Origin of the sequence: uncultured Oscillibacter sp., assembly GCF_947654275.1 — a bacterium.
Lineage (GTDB): Bacteria > Bacillota > Clostridia > Oscillospirales > Oscillospiraceae > Oscillibacter.
The window spans coordinates 1-18,162 of record NZ_CANTJS010000051.1 but is presented as its reverse complement, the minus strand read 5'-3'; the positions used below and the strand labels follow the sequence as shown (position 1 = coordinate 18,162).

12 protein-coding genes and 1 pseudogene are annotated in these 18,162 nt (G+C 60.1%); 7 read left to right on the top strand and 6 right to left on the bottom strand.

Annotated features, from left to right (window positions below; all coding sequences use genetic code 11):
* The 3 genes and pseudogenes from Q0063_RS11920 to Q0063_RS11910 all read right to left on the bottom strand — a co-directional run.
* A pseudogene (locus tag Q0063_RS11920) lies at positions 1-482 on the bottom strand (sulfide/dihydroorotate dehydrogenase-like FAD/NAD-binding protein); the annotation flags it as partial.
* A gap of 269 nt (positions 483-751) precedes the next feature.
* Positions 752-1,417: a sugar O-acetyltransferase gene (locus tag Q0063_RS11915; RefSeq protein WP_297872200.1), complete on the bottom strand. Its 666-nt coding sequence runs from the start codon at positions 1,415-1,417 to the stop codon at positions 752-754.
* Between the two features lie 59 nt (positions 1,418-1,476).
* Positions 1,477-2,133 (bottom strand): Crp/Fnr family transcriptional regulator, encoded by a 657-nt coding sequence (locus Q0063_RS11910; RefSeq protein ID WP_297872199.1) that lies wholly within the window; start codon positions 2,131-2,133, stop codon positions 1,477-1,479.
* Positions 2,134-2,580: 447 nt separating this feature from the next.
* Between Q0063_RS11910 and dapF the strand changes: the two genes are divergently transcribed.
* Both dapF and Q0063_RS11900 read left to right on the top strand, forming a co-directional pair.
* Positions 2,581-3,432: a diaminopimelate epimerase gene (gene dapF / locus Q0063_RS11905; protein WP_297872198.1), complete on the top strand. Its 852-nt coding sequence runs from the start codon at positions 2,581-2,583 to the stop codon at positions 3,430-3,432.
* A gap of 47 nt (positions 3,433-3,479) precedes the next feature.
* Positions 3,480-4,754: a dicarboxylate/amino acid:cation symporter gene (locus tag Q0063_RS11900; protein ID WP_297872197.1), complete on the top strand. Its 1,275-nt coding sequence runs from the start codon at positions 3,480-3,482 to the stop codon at positions 4,752-4,754.
* A 192-nt stretch (positions 4,755-4,946) separates the two neighbouring features.
* On the opposite strand, the gene nifJ is transcribed toward Q0063_RS11900, so the two are convergent.
* Entirely contained in the window at positions 4,947-8,459 is a 3,513-nt protein-coding gene (gene nifJ / locus Q0063_RS11895) for a pyruvate:ferredoxin (flavodoxin) oxidoreductase (protein WP_297872196.1), read from the bottom strand.
* Between the two features lie 848 nt (positions 8,460-9,307).
* Between nifJ and Q0063_RS11890 the strand changes: the two genes are divergently transcribed.
* A complete protein-coding gene (locus tag Q0063_RS11890; RefSeq protein WP_297872195.1) occupies positions 9,308-10,195 on the top strand; it encodes an NADAR family protein in 888 nt (295 codons plus the stop codon).
* A 181-nt stretch (positions 10,196-10,376) separates the two neighbouring features.
* On the opposite strand, the gene Q0063_RS11885 is transcribed toward Q0063_RS11890, so the two are convergent.
* Complete coding sequence (locus tag Q0063_RS11885) at positions 10,377-11,435, bottom strand: LacI family DNA-binding transcriptional regulator (RefSeq protein ID WP_297872194.1); 1,059 nt, start codon at positions 11,433-11,435, stop codon at positions 10,377-10,379.
* 381 nt (positions 11,436-11,816) lie between these two features.
* Here Q0063_RS11885 and Q0063_RS11880 point away from each other — a divergent pair, with 381 nt between their 5' ends.
* From Q0063_RS11880 to Q0063_RS11865, 4 genes are all read left to right on the top strand, one after another.
* Positions 11,817-13,478 (top strand): solute:sodium symporter family transporter, encoded by a 1,662-nt coding sequence (locus Q0063_RS11880; RefSeq protein ID WP_297872193.1) that lies wholly within the window; start codon positions 11,817-11,819, stop codon positions 13,476-13,478.
* Positions 13,479-13,935: 457 nt separating this feature from the next.
* Entirely contained in the window at positions 13,936-14,949 is a 1,014-nt protein-coding gene (locus Q0063_RS11875; RefSeq protein ID WP_297872192.1) for a Gfo/Idh/MocA family protein, read from the top strand.
* A 312-nt stretch (positions 14,950-15,261) separates the two neighbouring features.
* Positions 15,262-16,176, top strand: coding sequence for a sugar phosphate isomerase/epimerase family protein (locus Q0063_RS11870; RefSeq protein WP_297872191.1), 915 nt, complete (start codon positions 15,262-15,264; stop codon positions 16,174-16,176).
* 374 nt (positions 16,177-16,550) lie between these two features.
* Positions 16,551-17,417 (top strand): sugar phosphate isomerase/epimerase, encoded by an 867-nt coding sequence (locus Q0063_RS11865; protein WP_297872190.1) that lies wholly within the window; start codon positions 16,551-16,553, stop codon positions 17,415-17,417.
* Positions 17,418-17,542: 125 nt separating this feature from the next.
* On the opposite strand, the gene Q0063_RS11860 is transcribed toward Q0063_RS11865, so the two are convergent.
* Entirely contained in the window at positions 17,543-17,992 is a 450-nt protein-coding gene (locus Q0063_RS11860) for a C-GCAxxG-C-C family protein (RefSeq protein ID WP_297872189.1), read from the bottom strand.
* Between the last annotated feature and the right edge of the window lie 170 nt (positions 17,993-18,162).

Below are 18,162 nucleotides of genomic sequence, written 5' to 3'. Positions count from 1 at the left end.
TAGCTGCCGTCGTCGGTGCAGACCACCAGAAGGTCGCTGGACTTCTTGAAATCCTCCTCCAGAATCACCAGGTCCTCGGTGCGGAATCCCACAATGGCGTGGACCTCGGCTCCGTCGTCGTGGAACTTCTTCAGCACGGGATAGGCGATGGCGCAGCCCACGCCGCCGCCCACAACGGCCACCTTTTTCTTGCCCTCGGTCTCGGTGGCCTTGCCCAGGGGACCCACGAAGTCCTGGAGGCAGTCGCCCTCGCTGAGGTGGGAGAGCTTCTCCGTCGTCGCGCCCACGGTCTGGACGATGATGGTGACGGTGCCCTTTTCCGGGTCATAGGCGTTGATGGTGATGGGGATGCGCTCGCCCTTCTCGTCCACCCGCAGGATGATGAACTGGCCGGGCTGGGCCTTTTTGGCGATCAGCGGGGCTTCGATCTCATACAGCGTCACGGTGGGGCGCAGGGCCTCTTTTCTGACGATTTTGTACATATGGCTTCCTTCTTTCCCTCATAATGATGGTCTGAATTTAAGAACCTGGATTCACAACCGCTGCACGCCGTCCGGCCGGTTTTTTTGCCGCCATGCCGCGTCGGTTTCCCGTGCAGTCCGTCGGACTGCCCCAGAAAATCTCCCTGTCCGGCGGGAAAAATCCTGGCCCGTCCGGCATCTCCCGGCGATGAATACAGGTTCTGAGAACACGGGGTCTGTATCCTGCCATTGACACATTGTTTTCATTTTAACACACCCGGCCCGTTCCGTCAATCGCTTTTATCGCCAAAGGGCGGGAGGCCGTCCCCGCCCAAACCGGAGGCCGCGCCTCCGGCGGCAGGCGCTTCCTGCGGCTCGTCCAGCTGGCGGATTACACGGCAGGGATTGCCCGCCGCCAGACTGTTGGCGGGGATATCCCGGGTCACCACGCTGCCCGCTCCGATAATACATCTGTCTCCAATCGTGACCCCGCCGCAGACGACCACATTGCTGCCAAACCAGCAGTCGCTGCCGATGGCAACAGGCTTTCCAAATTCGATGTCATAAAAGGACCTGTCTTCCCGCTGGCGGGTCCGTCTCAGAATGGGGTCAAAATAGTGCAGCGCTGTGGCAATGGTGCAGTTAGGGCCGAAGAATACATGGTCCCCGATGACGACAGGACAGGTGTCCAGTACGGTAAAATTGAAATTGGCATAGAAATGGTCTCCTACCGAGGTAAACACACCGTAGTCAAACTGGATAGGGCCCTGCAAATAACAGTTGATCCCATGGTCCGGCATCAGTCCGTCTAAAAGCTCCCGCCGTTTTTCCTCTTCGGTATCAAAGGCGGCGTTATAGAGCTGTGAAAGTCTGTGGGCATTGGCCCGGAGGTCCGTCAGTTCTTTGTCGGTGGGGTCGTAGGGGTCGCCCCGAAGCATTTTTTCCTTTTCCGTCATCGCTGCCGCTTCCTTTCCTCATTTTTTTCGGCGGTAATATCAAAGAGGTCCGCCGCCGCTCAGGACTGCCGCAGGGTGAACTGCCGCCCGTCGGACCGGACGGTTCCCTCCTCCCGGAGGCGTTTCAGCTCCCGCATCATGGCGCTGCGGTCCGTGGCGATATAGTCCGCCAGAGTGCTGAGGGAGAAGGGCAGCGTGAAGGTGGACCCGCCGGCCTGCTGGCTGAGCTGGCGGAAATAACACAGCAGCTTTTCCCGGATGGACCGGCGGGAGAGTACGTCCACCCGCTGGGACAAGGCCTGTGCCTTGTCCGCCATCAGGGCCAGCATATTCTGCACCAGGACGCTGTGCCGCAGGCAGGCGTGCTCACAGCGCCGGAGGATATGGGCGTAATCCACAAACATGACTTCGCAGGGGGTCCGGGAGACGACCTCCAGGCTGTCGCCCATGGACCCGGCAAAGGCCAGGGTCTTGCCGAAAACGCCGCCGGTGCCCAGGTCCTCCAGCACGGTGGAAATCCCTTCCTCGTCAATGCGGATCAGGGAGGCCGACCCTCGTTCCACCACGCCCACTGTGTCGGCGGTGAAATCGTAGATCACCTCATCCGCCCGAAAGCTCCGCCGCACCGCCTGGAAGCAGGCCAGAATCTCCCGGTAGTCCTGATAGCTGATGTCCTTGAAAAGCAGGCTTTTCTTTAGCTCCTGTTCACGCAGCATGCCTCCGCCCCCTTTGTTGCATTTATCACATTTTGCTCTATCATAGCACGTTTCTGCTGAAATGTAAAGGGGGTCCTTTGCCAGGGAGTGTTCATTCACGCATTTTATTGCGAGAATACCATGTAGGGGAGGGGCTCTGTCCCCCTCCCGTTCTTCCGGGCTCTCCATGCTTTCGGGGGACGGGGCGGGACAGAGCCCGCCCCCTACATAAATTCTCCCCACAGGACACGCCTCTCTGCTCCATGAACGCCGCGGAATGGGCTCCAGAATGGGGCAACCCCCGCGGGATGACGGAACACACCGCCGGGCGGAGGGGCGAGGGCCCGGGACGGCCCAGGGGTTTTTTTGTGAGCCAGAGCATTTTTTGCAAGGTTTCCAGCACCTTACACGGTGTTCATTTGATTTTCGTGCTGGTATAATAAAACAACAGTTGAGAGGGGGGACCGGATGAAATTCTGGAAAATGAACGGCGCAGGCAACGACTTCATCATTCTGAACAATCTGGAGGAGGGCCTGCCTCCGGAGGCGTTCCCGGGGCTGGCCCGGACGCTGTGTGAACGGCATATGTCCCTTGGGGCCGACGGGCTGATGGCTGTGGACGCCCCCCTTCAGGGCGGCGATTTCAGGATGCTGTTCTTCAATTCCGACGGCAGCGTGGGAGAGATGTGCGGCAACGGGGCCCGGTGTATCTGCCGCTACGGCTATGAAAACGGTCTGGCAGGGGAGACCCAGACCATTGAGACCACCGCCGGCATCGTCACGGGGCGGCGGGTGGACCGGCGGAGCTACCGCATCCGCCTCAACGACCCCAGTGTCATCGACCTCCACCGCCCGGCGAAGGCCCATGGAGAAACCTGGGACTGCGCCTATGTGGAGCTGGGGAACCCCGGCATTCCCCATGCCGTGGTGCTCTGTCCCGGGCTGTCCCGGGCGGACCGGACGAAGCTGCTGGGCCTTGGCCGGGCCCTGCGCCATGCCTCCGCCTTCCCCAGAGGGGCCAACGTCAACTTCTGCGACGTCGACAGCCCCCAGGGCATCACAGAGCTCACCTATGAACGGGGGGTGGAGGATTTTACCTACGCCTGCGGCACCGGCTCCGGCGCTTCCGTTCTGGCCCTGACACTGATGGGCCGGGTAACCGGACAGGACGTGGCCGTCTCCGTCCCCGGCGGGACCCTGCGGGTGACCATCGACCGGGAAGGCGGGGACATCCGGAACATCTGGCTCACAGGACCCACCAATATTGTCTGCAAGGGCGAAATCACGGATGAAGAATTGGAAATGAGGAATGAGGAGTGAGGAAATTTTCCTGCTTTCTAATTCCTGTTTAATATGGAGGGAATCATATGGAAAAGAAATCTATTGCGAAAAATTACGTATTTCTGGCAATCATGCTGGGGTCCATGATTCTGGGCGCCCTTGCGGGCTGGCTGTGGCCCGCCCAGGTGGACGAGGCCGGCGGCGTCATCTCCGGCACCGGGGCCACGGTCCTCAAGCCCCTGGGCACCGTGTTCATTAACATGATGTTCTGCGTGGTGGTCCCCATGGTCTTCGCGTCCATCTCCAGCGCCGTAGCCAACATGGAGAGCCGGAAGCGGGCGGGGAAGATCATGGGGGTGACGGTGGGGACCTTCGTGGTCACCGGAGCCATCGCCGCCGTGATTATGTATGTGCTGATGATGGTCTTTCCCCCTGTCCCCGCCGCCTGGACCAACCTGGCCGCGGAGGAGATGGGCGAGTACGCCACCCTGCCGGAGCTGATTGTCAACTTCTTCACCGCCAGCGACTTCAGCGGCCTGCTGACCCGCCGGGCCATGCTGCCCCTGATTGTGTTCTCCCTGCTCTTCGGCTTCGCCGTCAATCTCAACGGCGGCAGGGAGACCCCTGTGGGCCGCTTCCTGGAGGACCTGGCCAACGTCATGCTGAAATTTGTGAAGATCATCACCTACTACGCTCCCATTGCCTTCTTCGGCTTCTTCGCTGACCTGGTGGCCACCTACGGACCCCAGATTACGGAGAACTACGCCCGGGCCCTGGCGGTGTACTATCCCCTCTGCTTTGTCTACATCTTCACCGCCTGGCCCCTCTTTGCCTGGTTCGGCGGCGGCAGGGGCGCGGTGGGCGTCATGTTCCGGCACATCACCAAGCCCGCCGTGGTGTCCCTGGGCACCTGCTCCTCCGTGGCTACCATTCCCACGAATATGGAAGAGGCCGCCGCCACCGGCATCCGCAAGGATGTGGCGGATATGGTGCTGCCCCTGGGGGCCACGATGCACATGGACGGGTCCTGCTTCTCCTGTGTTTTGAAGATTGCCTTCGTGCTGGGGGTCTTCGGACAGAAGCTGGATTTGGGAATGCTGGTCCCCGTGATTCTGGTGGCGGTTCTCAGCTCCGTGGGCATGAGCGGCGTCCCCGGCGGCGGGTACATCGGCGAGTATATCATCTGCTCCATCTTCTTCCCCGCCCAGATGGAAATTGCCTACCCCATTCTGGTGGTCATCGGCAACCTGGTGGACCCCCCGGCCACCATGATTAACGCCGCCGGCGACTATGTGACCTGCTTCGTCGTCTCCCGCTTCGTGGACGGGAAGGACTGGCTGCAAAAGGCCCTGCGGAAATAAGGAATATGCGAACAGGCCCCGGCGGATCATCCGCCGGGGCCTGCTGTTTGTCCGGGCTGCCGTGCCGGGCTCACGCCCGTTTTTTTGCCAGGGCTTATGCCCGTTTTTTTGCCGGGGCTCACGCCCGTTCCTTCGCCAAGGCTTACGCCCGTTCTCTTTGCCAGGGCTTACGCCCGTTCTTTTCGCCAGGGCTTACGCCTGTTCCGCCAGGGCCCTGTATTTCTCATACCGCGCCCGGCTGTGGGCCTTGGCCCGCTCCATCAGGGCGTCGGCCTCCACCGGGAAGGTCCGGCGCAGGGAGGCGTAGCGGACCTCGCCGTTCATGAACTCCTCCAGGTCCACCGAGGGGGCTTTGCTGTCCAGAAGGAAGGGGTTCTTTCCCTGCTCCTTCAGCGCCGGATTATAGCGGTAGAGGAACCAATAGCCGCTGTCCACCGCCAGTTTGGCCTCCGCCTGGGAATAGGCCATGCCCTTGACGATGCCGTGGTTGATGCAGGGGGCGTAGGCAATGACCAGGGACGGACCCTTGTGGGCCTCCGCCTCCTTCAGGGCGGTGATGACCTGGTTGGGATTGGCCCCCAGGGCCACCGACGCCACATAGACGTTGCCGTACTCCGCCGCCAGCATGCCCAAATCCTTCTTGGCGGTCTTCTTGCCGGAGGCGGCAAACTGGGCCACCGCGCCCACCGGCGTGGCCTTGGAGGCCTGGCCGCCGGTGTTGGAGTAGACCTCGGTGTCCACCACCAGGATGTTCACATCCAGCCCGGAGGCCAGCACATGGTCCAACCCGCCATAGCCGATGTCATAGGCCCAGCCGTCGCCGCCGTACATCCACATGCTGGTGCGGACGAAGTGCTCCCGGTGCCGCTTCATGTATCCGATGATGGGCCCGGTCTCCATGGTCTCCGCCAGGGCCTCCTTCACGTTGTCCGCCAGGACCCGGGCGTAGCGGCTGGACTCATAGCCGTCCAGCCAGCCCCGGAGGGCCTTGTTCAGGTTGGTGTCCTTGCACACCGGAAGGAACTCCTGTGCCTTCTGGTAGAGCCGGTCCCGCTGCTGGCTGATGCTCAGGCACATGCCCAGGGCGTATTCGGCATTGTTCTCAAACAGGGAGTTGGACAGGGCGGGGCCCCGGCCCTTGCTGTTGGTTGTGTAGGGGAAGCTGGGGACGGAGAAGCCCCATGCCTGGGTGCAGCCTGTGGCGTTGGCCACGATCATCCGGTCTCCGAAGAGCTGGGTCAGCAGCTTCATATAGGCGGTCTCGCCGCAGCCGGCGCAGGCCCCGGAGAACTCCAGCAGGGGCCGCTCGAACTGGCTGCCCTTCACGGTGTACTTGTCCATGGGGTTCTCTTTTTCCGGAATGGTCAGGCTGTAGTCCCAGTTGGCCTGCTCCGGCAGCTGGGAGGCGATGGGCTTCATCTCCAGCGCCTTTTCCTTTGCGATGCAGGAGGCCGCACAGGTGCCGCAGCCAGTGCAGTCCAGCACGTCCACCTGCATCCGGAACCGCAGGCCCTGGAGCTCCTTGCCCTTTGCCTCCCTTGTCACATAGGCCTCCGGGGCGCTCCTGGCCTCATCCTCCGTCAGAAGGAAGGGCCGGATGGCGGCGTGGGGACAGTACAGGGAACAGAGGTTGCAGCCGATGCACTTCTCCGGGTCCCACTGCGGCACAAAGGCGGCGAAGCCCCGCTTTTCATATTTCGACGTGCCCAGGGGCAGGGTGCCGTCGGCCCGGTCCTTCCAGACGCTGACGGGGAGCTGGTCGCCCTTCTGGGCGTTGACCATCCGCATGACGGTGCCGACATACTCCGGCAGGGTGGGGTCCGGCTCCTCGGTCTCCGCCTCCAGATCCGCCCAGGCGGCGGGGACCTCAATCTGACGGATGCCCACCAAGCCCCGGTCCACGGCGGCGCGGTTCATGTTCAGAATCTGTTCTCCCTTTTTGCTGTAGCTTTTGGCAATAGCATCTTTCATGTACTCCACGGCCTCGTCAATGGGCAGGATGCCGGAGAGCTTGAAGAACGCGGCCTGCAAAACGGTGTTGGTCCGGCCTCCCAGGCCGATTTCCTGGGCGATGCTGGTGGCGTCGATGGTGTAGAACTTCACGTGCCGCCGGGCCAGAAGCCGTTTGACCCTGTTGGGCAGGTTCCGCTCCAGCTCTTCCCCGCTCCAGACGGTGTTCAGCAGGAAGGTACCGCCCTCCTTGACCTCGTTGACGATGTCGTATTTTTTTATGTAGCTCTCGTTGTGGCAGGCCACAAAATCCGCCATGGTGACATAGTAGGTGGACAGAATGGGCTTCCGGCCAAAGCGCAGGTGGCTTTTCGTCACGCCGCCGGACTTCTTGGTGTCGTATTCAAAATAGGCCTGGACATACTGGTCCGTGTTGTCGCCTATGATCTTGATGGAATTTTTGTTGGCGCCCACGGTGCCGTCGGACCCCAGGCCCCAGAACTTGCAGCTGATGGTTCCCTCGCCGGCAGTGACCACGTTTTCCCCCACGGGGAGGGACAGGCGGGTGAGGTCGTCGTTGATGCCCACGGTGAAGTGGTTTTTCCGGGCCCCGGCCATGTTGTCATACACGGCAATCATCTGGGCGGGGGTGACGTCCTTGCTGGACAGTCCGTAGCGCCCGCCCAGCAGCAGAGGTCGGTTCCTCCGGTTCACCAGGGCGGAAGCCGCGTCCTCATACAGCGGTTCGCCTACGGAGCCCGGCTCCTTGGTGCGGTCCAGGGCTGTCAGCACCTTGCAGCTCCGGGGCAGGACGGACAGCAGGTGTTCCACGCTGAAGGGCCGGTAAAGATGCACCTGGATGAAGCCCGTTTTCCGGCCCTGGCTGTTCAGATAGGACACCACTTCCTTCAGGCAGTCCGACACGCTGCCCATGGCGATGATGACGTGCTCCGCGTCCGGCGCGCCGTAATAGTTGAAGAGCTGATAGTCCCGTCCGGTGAGCTGGTTGATTTCGTTCAGATAGGCCTCCACAATGCCGGGCAGGGCGTCGTAATAGCGGTTCACCGCCTCCCGGCTCTGGAAATAGGTGTCCGGGTTCACCACGCTGGAGCGCATGACGGGCCGCTCGCTGTGGAGGGAGTTCCGGCGGAAGGCCAGGCTGGCCTTCCGGTCCAGAAGGCGGTTGAGGTCGTCATAGTCCAGCACGTCGATTTTCTGAATCTCGTGAGAGGTCCGGAACCCGTCGAAGAAGTGCAGGAAGGGCACCCGGCCCAGCACTGCCGACAGGTGGGCCACCGCCGCCAGGTCCATGCACTCCTGGACGCTGGAGGAGGCCAGCATGGCAAAGCCCGTCTGCCGGCAGGCCATGACGTCGGAGTGGTCCCCGAAGATGGAGAAGCCGGAGGTGCCCACCGTCCGGGCCGCCACATGAATCACCCCGGGGAGCAGCTGCCCCGCGATGCGGTACATGGAGGGAATCATCAGCATCAGGCCCTGGGAAGCCGTATAGCTGGAGGTGAAGGTGCCGCATTCCAGACTGCCGTGCATGGCGCCGCAGGCCCCGGCCTCGCTCTGCATCTCCACCAGGCGCACCGTCTGGCCGAACATGTTTTTCATGCCGTTGGCCGACCAGGTGTCCACATGCTCCGCCATGGGGCTGGAGGGGGTGATGGGGTAGATGGTGGCTACCTCCGTAAAGGCGTAGCTGGCATAGGCCGCTGCCTCGTTGCCGTCCATGGTCTTTTTCATTGCCATAATCTGTAACCTTCCTTTCTGAGCCTGCCGCCGCTCCGCTGTGAACATCATACATCGTTAAGGACATCATACCTCTTGTGGGGAGTTCCGTCAATGGGTTTTCGGCATTTATGCAATTTTTCTGCTTCTCTCCAACAATGAAAGGGGTTTTTTGGCAAAAGTGACAGGGGCTGCTGAAAACCCGCCGCGCCCCGGAGGGCGCGGCGGGTTGTTGGGAAGGACTGCCGTCCGGACGGCGGCTTACGGCATCGAAAAACTCAGAACCTGTATTCAGATGTATTTTGTAAAGGGTGAGTTTAACCACCACCCAAATACAAGAGGCAATGGCTCGTTTGTGGCTAAATGGCGGTTGTGGGAAGGCGGTGAAAGTGTCGAGCGTATACCTGCCCTGTCTATGAGCCTGATAAGAACAAAAAACTGACGGGCAGGCCGGAGCGTTCCAGATACCTGGGACGCTCCCTTTTTCTTTAAGACAGTTGACGCTGCGTGGACAATTAGGCCCCCGTATCTCTTACAAAATGCGGGCTTTTGTGCGTCTGTCGGCAAGGGGTGGCTATACCGGGTCATGCACCAATCAGTCGTGCGAAACAGCTTCAACTCTCTGCTGGTAAGAGCAGACAGCAGACGCCAGAGGTGGCTTAAAAATTGGAAGCAGCGGCTTCCAATTTCACGGAGGGGGTGGGGGCGGTCGGCCCTCAATAAGCGTCTGGTATATACCCAGACATTGCTTGCTGCTACTATCAGCGTCCAAAAGCAAAGGTTGAATATGGTCCCTATTGGTGTTATACTGTGTTCGTGATAGGCTGACAAATTGCTATTGGAGCGGAAGGAGGAACATCTAAATCACTATGGCATTGCAGAATAAGAAAATCATGCCTCCCCTTTGGTTGGCTTTCCCGGAGTTTGAGCGGTACTCTATCGGTTGGCGTATGGGATGTGGGGAAGATTACGCATACCGATTTTATGATTGGCTGAATACACTCTCTTCAGAGGAACAAGTGGAATACCGTGCCTTGTTCCCAGAGCCAGTGACTTGGAAGGGCTTTTGGGATGATGAGGACATCTGCGAAATGTTGAAACACGGTGACTTCAGTGTAGATTTGTGGCAGCCAGAGGGCAAGCCCAAGTACACTCGGCAGTGGCTCGGGAAGGAGTTTGCCGCTGGGCGAAAACGGGAGCTGTGTCTGTTCTGGGGACCCCAACCTGCTCAGGACGGAACCTTGACAAAAAGCTGCCTCAGCCAGTGGTGGATGGAGGACTTTTACCCTATCGGCAACTCCAACTCCTATCTCTGCATGGAACAATACATGATGGCCGAAAAAGCGGAGTTGTTCGGAGATCAGAGAATCCGGGAGCAAATTTTAAAATGTAACGACCCCAAACAAATCAAGGCTCTGGGACGCAAAGTACAGGGCTTTGACCAGAAGATATGGGATAGATTCAAATACCCCATTGTACTCAGCGGTAACTGGTGTAAATTCAGCCAGAACCGCCCCCTCCGGGAATTTCTCCTCTCCACTGGGGACAGTGTGCTGGTAGAGGCCAGTCCCTACGATAATATCTGGGGTATCCGCCTCCCGGCCAGTGCCCCGGAGGCTCAGGAGCCGCATAAGTGGCGGGGGCAAAACCTGCTGGGATTTGCGCTGATGGAGGTGCGGGACGAGTTGCGCCGGGTTACTCAAAATGAACCGTTATGCAATTTGGGCTCCGTGTGGAGAGATGGACTTTCGGGCTAATTTAGCCGCGCTGAATGAAACTAAAAACGAAGACTGACAACATCCGGTTTATCGGGGGATTTCATCTTTTTGGTGAAATCCCCCTTTGACAAATGCTCTCTTCATAGCCGGGGGATGCTGAATGGGCGAGGATTTTTTTCTGTCAGACAAGGAAATTTTCCGCGGTTGTGAATATGGGTTTTCAGTCCGGGGAACCGGAAGCCCGGAGCTCGCCGGCAATGTTGTACCGGGTGCGGATCAGGATGCCGGTGTACAGCAGTTCCTGCTCCGGCTGCTGGCCGCTGACAAGATACTGATAGAGAATCTGAAGGGAGAGGCTGCCCTGCTCAAAGGCCATCTGGTCCAGAACGAAGCTCAGAGCGCCGTTTTGCAGCAGCCTCCGGTTGGGCTCGTTCAGGTCATAGGCCACCACCCGGACCCGGCCCCGCCGGCGCTCCTCCTCAATGGCCCGGCAGGCCCCCTGCTGGCCGTTGGAGGTGATATAAATGCAGGACAGGCTGGGATTTTCCCGCAGGATGTGCTGGGTGATTTCGTGGGCGTAATCCTCCCGGTCGAAGCAGGGCTGAAAGGGGAGGAGGCGGATGCTGCCGTCCTCCGCGTCCAGCGTATCTAAAAAACCCCGGAGGCGGCTGTTGTGGGCCCCGTTGTTCACGTGGCCGGCGATGGGGAACACCACCCCCCCGGCGGGCAGCATCTCCTTCACCAGGCCCGCCGCCGTCTGGCCGGCCCGGTAGTTGTCCATCCCCACGAAGCAGATCCGGCGGCTGTCCGGGGCGTCGGTGTTCAGGGTAACCACGGGAACGCCCCGGTCATGGAGCCAGTCAATGCGTTCAATCAGGTCCGGCGTGTTGTTGGAGGCAATGGCCAGGCCTGCCGCCCCCGCCTGGGTCAGGGCGTCCATTTCCCGGAGCACTCTGCCGGTATCCCGGCCCTGAACCTCCCGCAGGTCCACCGTCACCCCGGCGTTTTCCAGGGGCCCCGCGGCCTGCCGGACGCCGACGGCCACGTCCTGCATGGTGGGGGTCTCCGCCGACTGGAGGATGACCCCCAGCCGCATGCCCTGCCGGGACCGGACCAGGGCCTGCCCGTTGGCGTTGGGCCGGTAGCCCAGTTCCTCCGCGATTTTCAGGATGCGGGCCGCCACATCCGGGTTTACACGGCCCCGGTTGTGCAGAGCCCGGTCCACCGTTCCCCGGGAGACTCCCGCCAGCTCAGCAATCTGCTGGGAAGTGACTGCCATACCGATACACGCCTCCTTTTCTTCTGAACTGGTATCCTGAATGTTATTATAACAGAGGGTGCCCGCTGTTTGCAAGCCCATTTTGACGCACTTTTCACAACTTGCACGCACAGCACGCAAATTTTCCAGCTTTCCCGGCCCATTTTGCACAAGAAGGCCCCTTGGCTTTTGCGCGCTTCTACAAAAAGAGTTCTTTTGCTGTTTTATACGGATTTTGCCCTTGCAAAAACAGTTTTTATGTGATATTTTATTGTCAGGATGTTTGATTGACCCCCATGAGGCGCGTTGCCGCGCGCCCCGTTTTTCCCGCGGAATTCCTCTTTTGCGTGCATTTCTTTGCGTGCTCCAATTTCCCTAAAACAGAAAGTGGAGGCTGACACAATGTCGTTTTTCAGTTCAATCGCGTGGACGCTGATCTCCTTCGTCCTTTTCACGGCCCTGGTGGCTGTCATTTCCAGCTGGAAGACCCGGGGCGACAACCTGGAATCCGCCGAGGGCTATTTTCTGGCGGGCCGGGGCCTGCCGGGCGTTGTGATTGCCGGCTCCCTGCTGCTGACCAATCTCTCCGCAGAGCAGCTGGTGGGCCTGAACGGCCAGAGCTGGGCATCCAACATGGGCCCCATTGCCTGGGAGGTGGGCTCCATGTTCACCCTGCTGGTTCTGGCGTACTACTTCCTGCCCCGCTACCTGAAAATGGGCGCCATGACCATTCCCTCTCTGATGGAAGTCCGCTACGGCAAGGGCACCAAAACCATGTTCTCCCTGGTCATCGTGGTGATGTATTCCATTTTGAATCTGCCGGTGATTCTGTACTCCGGCGCGGTGGTCTTTGAGCAGATTTTCGGCATCTCCGGCATGCTGGGCATCAGCACCTTCCAGTCCGTGGCCCTGCTGTGTCTGATCATCGGCGTCATCGGCGGCTGCTACGCCATTTTCGGAGGGCTGAAGGCCGTGGCGGTGTCCGACACCATCAACGGCGTCGGCCTGATTATCGGCGGTCTGATGGTGCCCTTCATCGGCTTCGCCGTGCTGGCCTCCCAGACCGGGGGCCACGGCATCCTGGACGGCGTGCGCTACATCCTGGAGACCGACCCCGCCAAGCTCAACGCCGTCAACGCCTGGAACGCCCCGGAGCCCGAGGTGCCCTGGCCCCTGATTATCACCGGTATGTTCTTCAACAATCTCTACTGGTGGTGCACCAACCAGTCCTTTGTCCAGCGGGCCCTGGCGGCCAAGTCCCTGAAGGAGGGCCAGAAGGGCGCCATCTTCTGCGGCTTCCTGAAGTGCCTGGGCCCCCTGTACCTGGTCATCCCCGGCATCATCGCCTTCTACCTGCCTTCCATTCAGGACTCCATCGCCGCCGCCGGAAGCAAGGCCATCGACTTTGCCTACCCCGCACTGATCTCCGCCATCATTCCCAAACCGGTGATGGGCTTCTTCGCCGCCGTGATGTTCGGCGCGATTCTCTCCTCCTTTAACTCCGTTCTGAATTCCGCCTCCACCATGTTCACCCTGGACCTGTACCGCTCCGCTTTCAGGCCCAATGCCTCCGACGCCCACTGCGTCAAGGTGGGCAAGGTCTACGGCACCATCGCCGGGTGTGTGTCCATCGTGATTGCCCCCTTCGTCATGAACGCCTCCGGCATCACCACCTTCCTGAACTCCATGAGTCAGTTCGTGTCCCTGCCGGTGCTGTGCACCATCCTGGGCGTGTTCCTGTTCAGGCGTCTGCCGGCCTACACCCCCAAGATCATCACGGTGTTCCACGTGGTCTGCTACGGCGTCTTCCTGCTGATTGCCCCCAACTACCCCGGCACCGATCATCCCATTCACTACCTGTATGCCATGGCGGTGCTGTTCCCCGTGGAGCTGCTGATTATGTGGTACCTGAACAAGTATAAGCCCGCCGAGGAATACGTGCCCCAGGACGTGGGCGCGGTGGACCTGACCCCCTGGAAGTACCGGCACATTGTGTCCGCCATCGGTCTGGCCCTGGCGGTGGTCATCTACATCGTTTTCTCTCCCCTGGGCATCGCCGCCTGAAACACCCCCCGGCCCCAAGCGCCCCGCTGAATATGCGGGGCGCTTGTTCGGTTTTCTGCTTTTGTTTTTTTGTTGGGGCCTTTGGCTTCAGGCCCTGTGCGTGCTGAACGCAAAAGGGAGGAGCGGATTCTGTGCAGGTTTCTCAAAAACCCGGGGGCAATTATGGCGGACACGGTGTTTTCAACAAGTAAAGACCGAAAGAATTGTGGGTATTTTTCACATATTTTTCTTGCGTTCTCGTGAACGCCTGCTATAATAAGACTCAGAGGAAATCAGGCGCAGGCAAAGACACGCACGCACAACAGAAGGGGGAACGGCCCCGGCAAGAGCCGTTTCCACGCGTCCGCGGGCTCCGGGTGTTCCCGGATGGACTTACGGGCAGCAAACAACAGGTGAACAAATGAGCGCGGGACGCTCAAAGATGGCTGAAAGGGCCAAATAACAGGAGGTAATGAAGATGGAACTCAATATCTGCTTGGTGGGCTGCGGCATGATTGGAAAAGAACACATCGAGCGCATCCAGAACCGCATCCGGAACGCCAGAGTCGTGGCGGTGTGCGATGTGTTTGAAGAGGGCGCGAAGAAGGGCGCGGAGATCGCCGGCCCCGGCGTCAAGGTCTACACCGATTTTAATGAGGCCATTGCGGACCCCGACGTCAACGCCGTGGTGGTCACCACCCCCGGTCAGTTCCACAAGGACCCCGTTCTGGCGGCCATCAAGGCCGGCAAGCCCGTCTTCTGTGAAAAGCCCCTGGCCAACACCGCCGCCGACTGCAAGGCCGTTGTGGACGCGGAGATGGCCTCCGGGAAGCATCTGGTTCAGATTGGCTTTATGCGCCGCTATGACCGGGGCTACCGCCAGGTGAAGGAGCTGCTGGACTCCGGAAAATTCGGCGCTCCCATGGTCGTCAAGTGCACCCACCGGGCCGACGGCGTAGCCCCCAGCTACACCACCGCCATGGCGGTGACCGACACCGCCATTCATGAGATTGACTGCCTGCCCTGGCTGGTAAACGACGAGTGGGACGAAGTCCAGTGCATTCTGCCCAAGGTCTCCAGCAAGGCCCACGAGGGCCTCCGGGACCCTCAGGTGATGATTATGAAAACCAGGGGCGGCATCGTGGTCATGCTGGAGGTCAATGTCAACTGCGGCTTCGGCTATGACATCAACTGCGAGGTGGTCTGCGAGAACGGCGTGGTGAACCTGCCCTGTCCGTCCTTCCCCACGGTCCGTTTTGCCAACCAGGTGTCCACCAAAATCGAGGACAACTGGATCATGCGCTTCATCGACTCCTATGACGTGGAGATTCAGGACTGGGTGGACCACGCCCTCAGAGGCGAGACCGGCGGCTCCTCCGCCTGGGACGGCTATGTCGCTTCCATCACCGCCGACGCCCTGGTGAAGTCCCAGACCTCCGGCCAGATGGAGAAGGTGGTCACCGGCGGAACCCCCGACTTCTACAAAAAGTAACTTACTTTTCCTGAAAGAAAAGTAAGCAGAAGAACTTTAGTTTCCTCTGGTTAACCGGCGGTTGCCCGGCCCGGAGCGGCGGCAGCGGAGACTTCCGGCTTCTGTGAAAAAGCACTTGCTTTTCATACAGAAAAGTGAGTAAAATAACGTTAGTTCCCTCTGGTTAACCGGCGGTTGCCCGGCCCGGAGCGGCGGCACGGCATCATCTATCGCAAACGTCATAATTTCTTACATACAAAGGGGCCGCCGCCCCCGGCGGCCCGCCGGCAGAAGTTATGAAGGACTGTTATCATTTGAAAGGAGCTGTTTCCTATGAAGATTGCCTTTGACGTGGACGTACTGGCTAAGCAGATGCCCATTCGGGACTATGTCCGGAAGGTGGCCGACTGGGGCTACAAGTACATCGAGCAGTCCCCCCACCCCCGCATCAACCCCTTCTACAAGCATCCCCTGTTCTCCAGGGAGTGCGAAGAGGAGTACCGGAAGGCCCTGAAGGAGACCGGCGTGGAAATCTCCAGCTTCATCGTGGTATACCGCTGGTCCGGTCCCACTGAGGAACAGCGCCAGCACGCGGTGGCCAACTGGAAGCGTATGATTCAGATTGCCGTGGACATGGGCGTCCCCGTCATCAACACGGAGTTCTCCGGGGACCCCAATCAGCAGGAGATCTGCAACGGCATGTTCTTCCGCTCTATGGAGGAGCTTCTGCCCATCATCGAGCGGGAGGGCCTCCGGGTGGAAATTCAGTCCCATCCCTACGATTTCTGCGAGCTCAACGACGAGACCTGCGACATCGTGAAGTCCTTCCGGTCCAAGAACCTGGGCTATGTCTATTCCGCGTCCCACGGCTTTTTCTACGACCAGGGCAAGGGCGACGTGCGGCACATGCTGAAATACGCCGGGGACGAGCTGACCCATGTCCTCCTGGCGGACACCTGGAACCAGACCAAGGACTGCCGCTACATCCTGAATCCCCCCTGGCTGAACGCCAGAGGCCGAGCGGACGCCACCATCCACCAGCACACCGCCATGGGCGAGGGGGAAGTGGATTTCGACGGTATCTTCGAGACCCTGCGGGAGATGGATTTCGTCAATAAACAGCTGAAGGCCGACGCCCCCAAGGCCGGCGGCGACAATATCATCTGCGTCAGCTACTTCGGCTTCCCGGAGAAGATGGATAAACAGGCCCCCGAAGCCCTGGAGCGCATTAAGAAGGAGCTTTTATAAACCGGAGGAAGTCCTGGCCACTCAAAAATCCGCAGATTTTTGACGGCGAGGACCCCGAAGTCCTGGAGCGCGTCAGGCGGGAACTTCTGTAGGCCGGAGGCGGCCCGGACCGCCGCAATCTCCGGGGGAACCGGCGGGCCCGCCAGGCCCGCCGGTATGACACAGCTGTAAGGCGGCCCACCGCTTTACATACTTCTTTTCTCCGCGAAACGCCCAAACGGCAGGCCCGGCTGGGCGTTTTGCACCATATCATGCAAAAATTAGGCAAAACAAGCAAAAATCGTGAAAAAATCGGAGGCAGTATGCGCTCTGCCGTCTGGAGAGGCGGGCGGAAGGGCGCACATCAAACACAATGTGAAAAGGAGAGCGCAACTATGAAAATCGGTTTTAACGAGGGCTGCAACCGCTTCTGTGAGAACCACTCCGTTCTGGAGGACCTGGCCCTGTGCGAGAAATACGGCTTTGACTACATCGATGTCCAGTCCGAGTGCCTGGACCGGGAGCTTGCCGCCGGGAAATACACCCTGGAGCAGCTGGGGGACTTCTTCCGCAGCCACAGGCTGAAAATGCTGTCCTATAACGCCCTGATTTTCTTTAACATGAAGCAGACCCAGGCGGAGAAGGACGCCGTCATGGCCCAGCTGGACGAGATCATCCGCCGCTGCCAGATTCTGGACTGCAAGATGATCGTCGTGGTGCCCTCCATGGACCTGCCGGTGAAGGCCACCGTGGAGGAGATCAGGGCCGACGCCGTGGCCGTCCTCAAGGAGCTGGTCAAAAAGGTGGAGCCCCACGGCATCAAGCTGTCTCTGGAGTTCTGCGGCGCGCCCACCATGTCCATCAACCGTTTCGAGTACGCCTATGACATCGTGAAGGCCGTGGATTCTCCCCTGGTGGGCGTGACTCTGGACCAGTTCCATTTCAACGCCATGGCCTCCGGCTGGGACGCCCTGGAGAAGGCCGACGGCAAAAAGATTTTCGTCTGGCACCTCAACGGCACGGAGAACATGCCCTGCGGCGCGGCCTACAACACCGACGAAGTCCGGCTGTGGCCCGGCGAGAGCGGCGACTGCCTGGACCACCGGCGCTTTGCCGAGACCCTGAAAAAGATTGGCTTTGAGGGGGACGTGTGCACCGTCGAGGTCTTCCGGCCCGACTATTATCAGCTCTCCAGCGAGGAGAACATCAAAAAGGCCGCCGAGGTCACCCGGGCCCACATGGAGCAGTACTGGGGGAGCTGAGGCCGGTCCAAGCTGCCGGGAGACTCTCGGCTTCCCGAAATCTCCGGCTTACACCCATGAAAAAACAGCCCCCGGCGTCCCGAGAAGGGACGCCGGGGGTTCGTTCTGCCTGGGGGAATGTCAGATCAGGCGGACTCCTCCGCCAGCAGGGCTTCCAGCAGCTCCACCGCCGTGACAATCATGATGTCGCAGTGGGTGGTGAGCCCTAAGCGCTGGGCGGCGGGGGTTTTTTCACTGACGCCGGGCCGGGCCCGGAGCAGGTCGCCGCAGCGGCTGAGGGAAAAGATCTCCGTGAAGCGGCGGCGGAACTCCTTGGCCTGGGCATAGACAGCCCGCTTTGCGCCGGCATCCTCTGCCTGGGTGAAGGGACGGAGCAGGCCCAGAATGAAGATTCCGCCGCTGACCGCGCCGCAGACCTCCTCGTGGCTGCCGCCGATTCCGCCGCCAAAGCCGCCCAGCCCTGCCAGAACCTCCTCCGGCGTGCGGCCCGCCAGGTCCGCGCAGGCGGCGGCTACGGACTGAGCGCAGTTGAAGCCGTCCTTGTGATATTGATAGGCCATCGCACAGCGATCCATTGTGATATCCTCCTTATTGAATGGTCCTGTCCGCAGGCGGATGGGAGGGCCCGCGGCCTTTGAGACCTCTATTATAACAGACCCCGCCCCAAACCGCAACAGGGGAAAGGGAAAGTCCACGGAAATCAATTTTGCAAAATTGGATTCAAAGAGATAAAATAGGAAATATG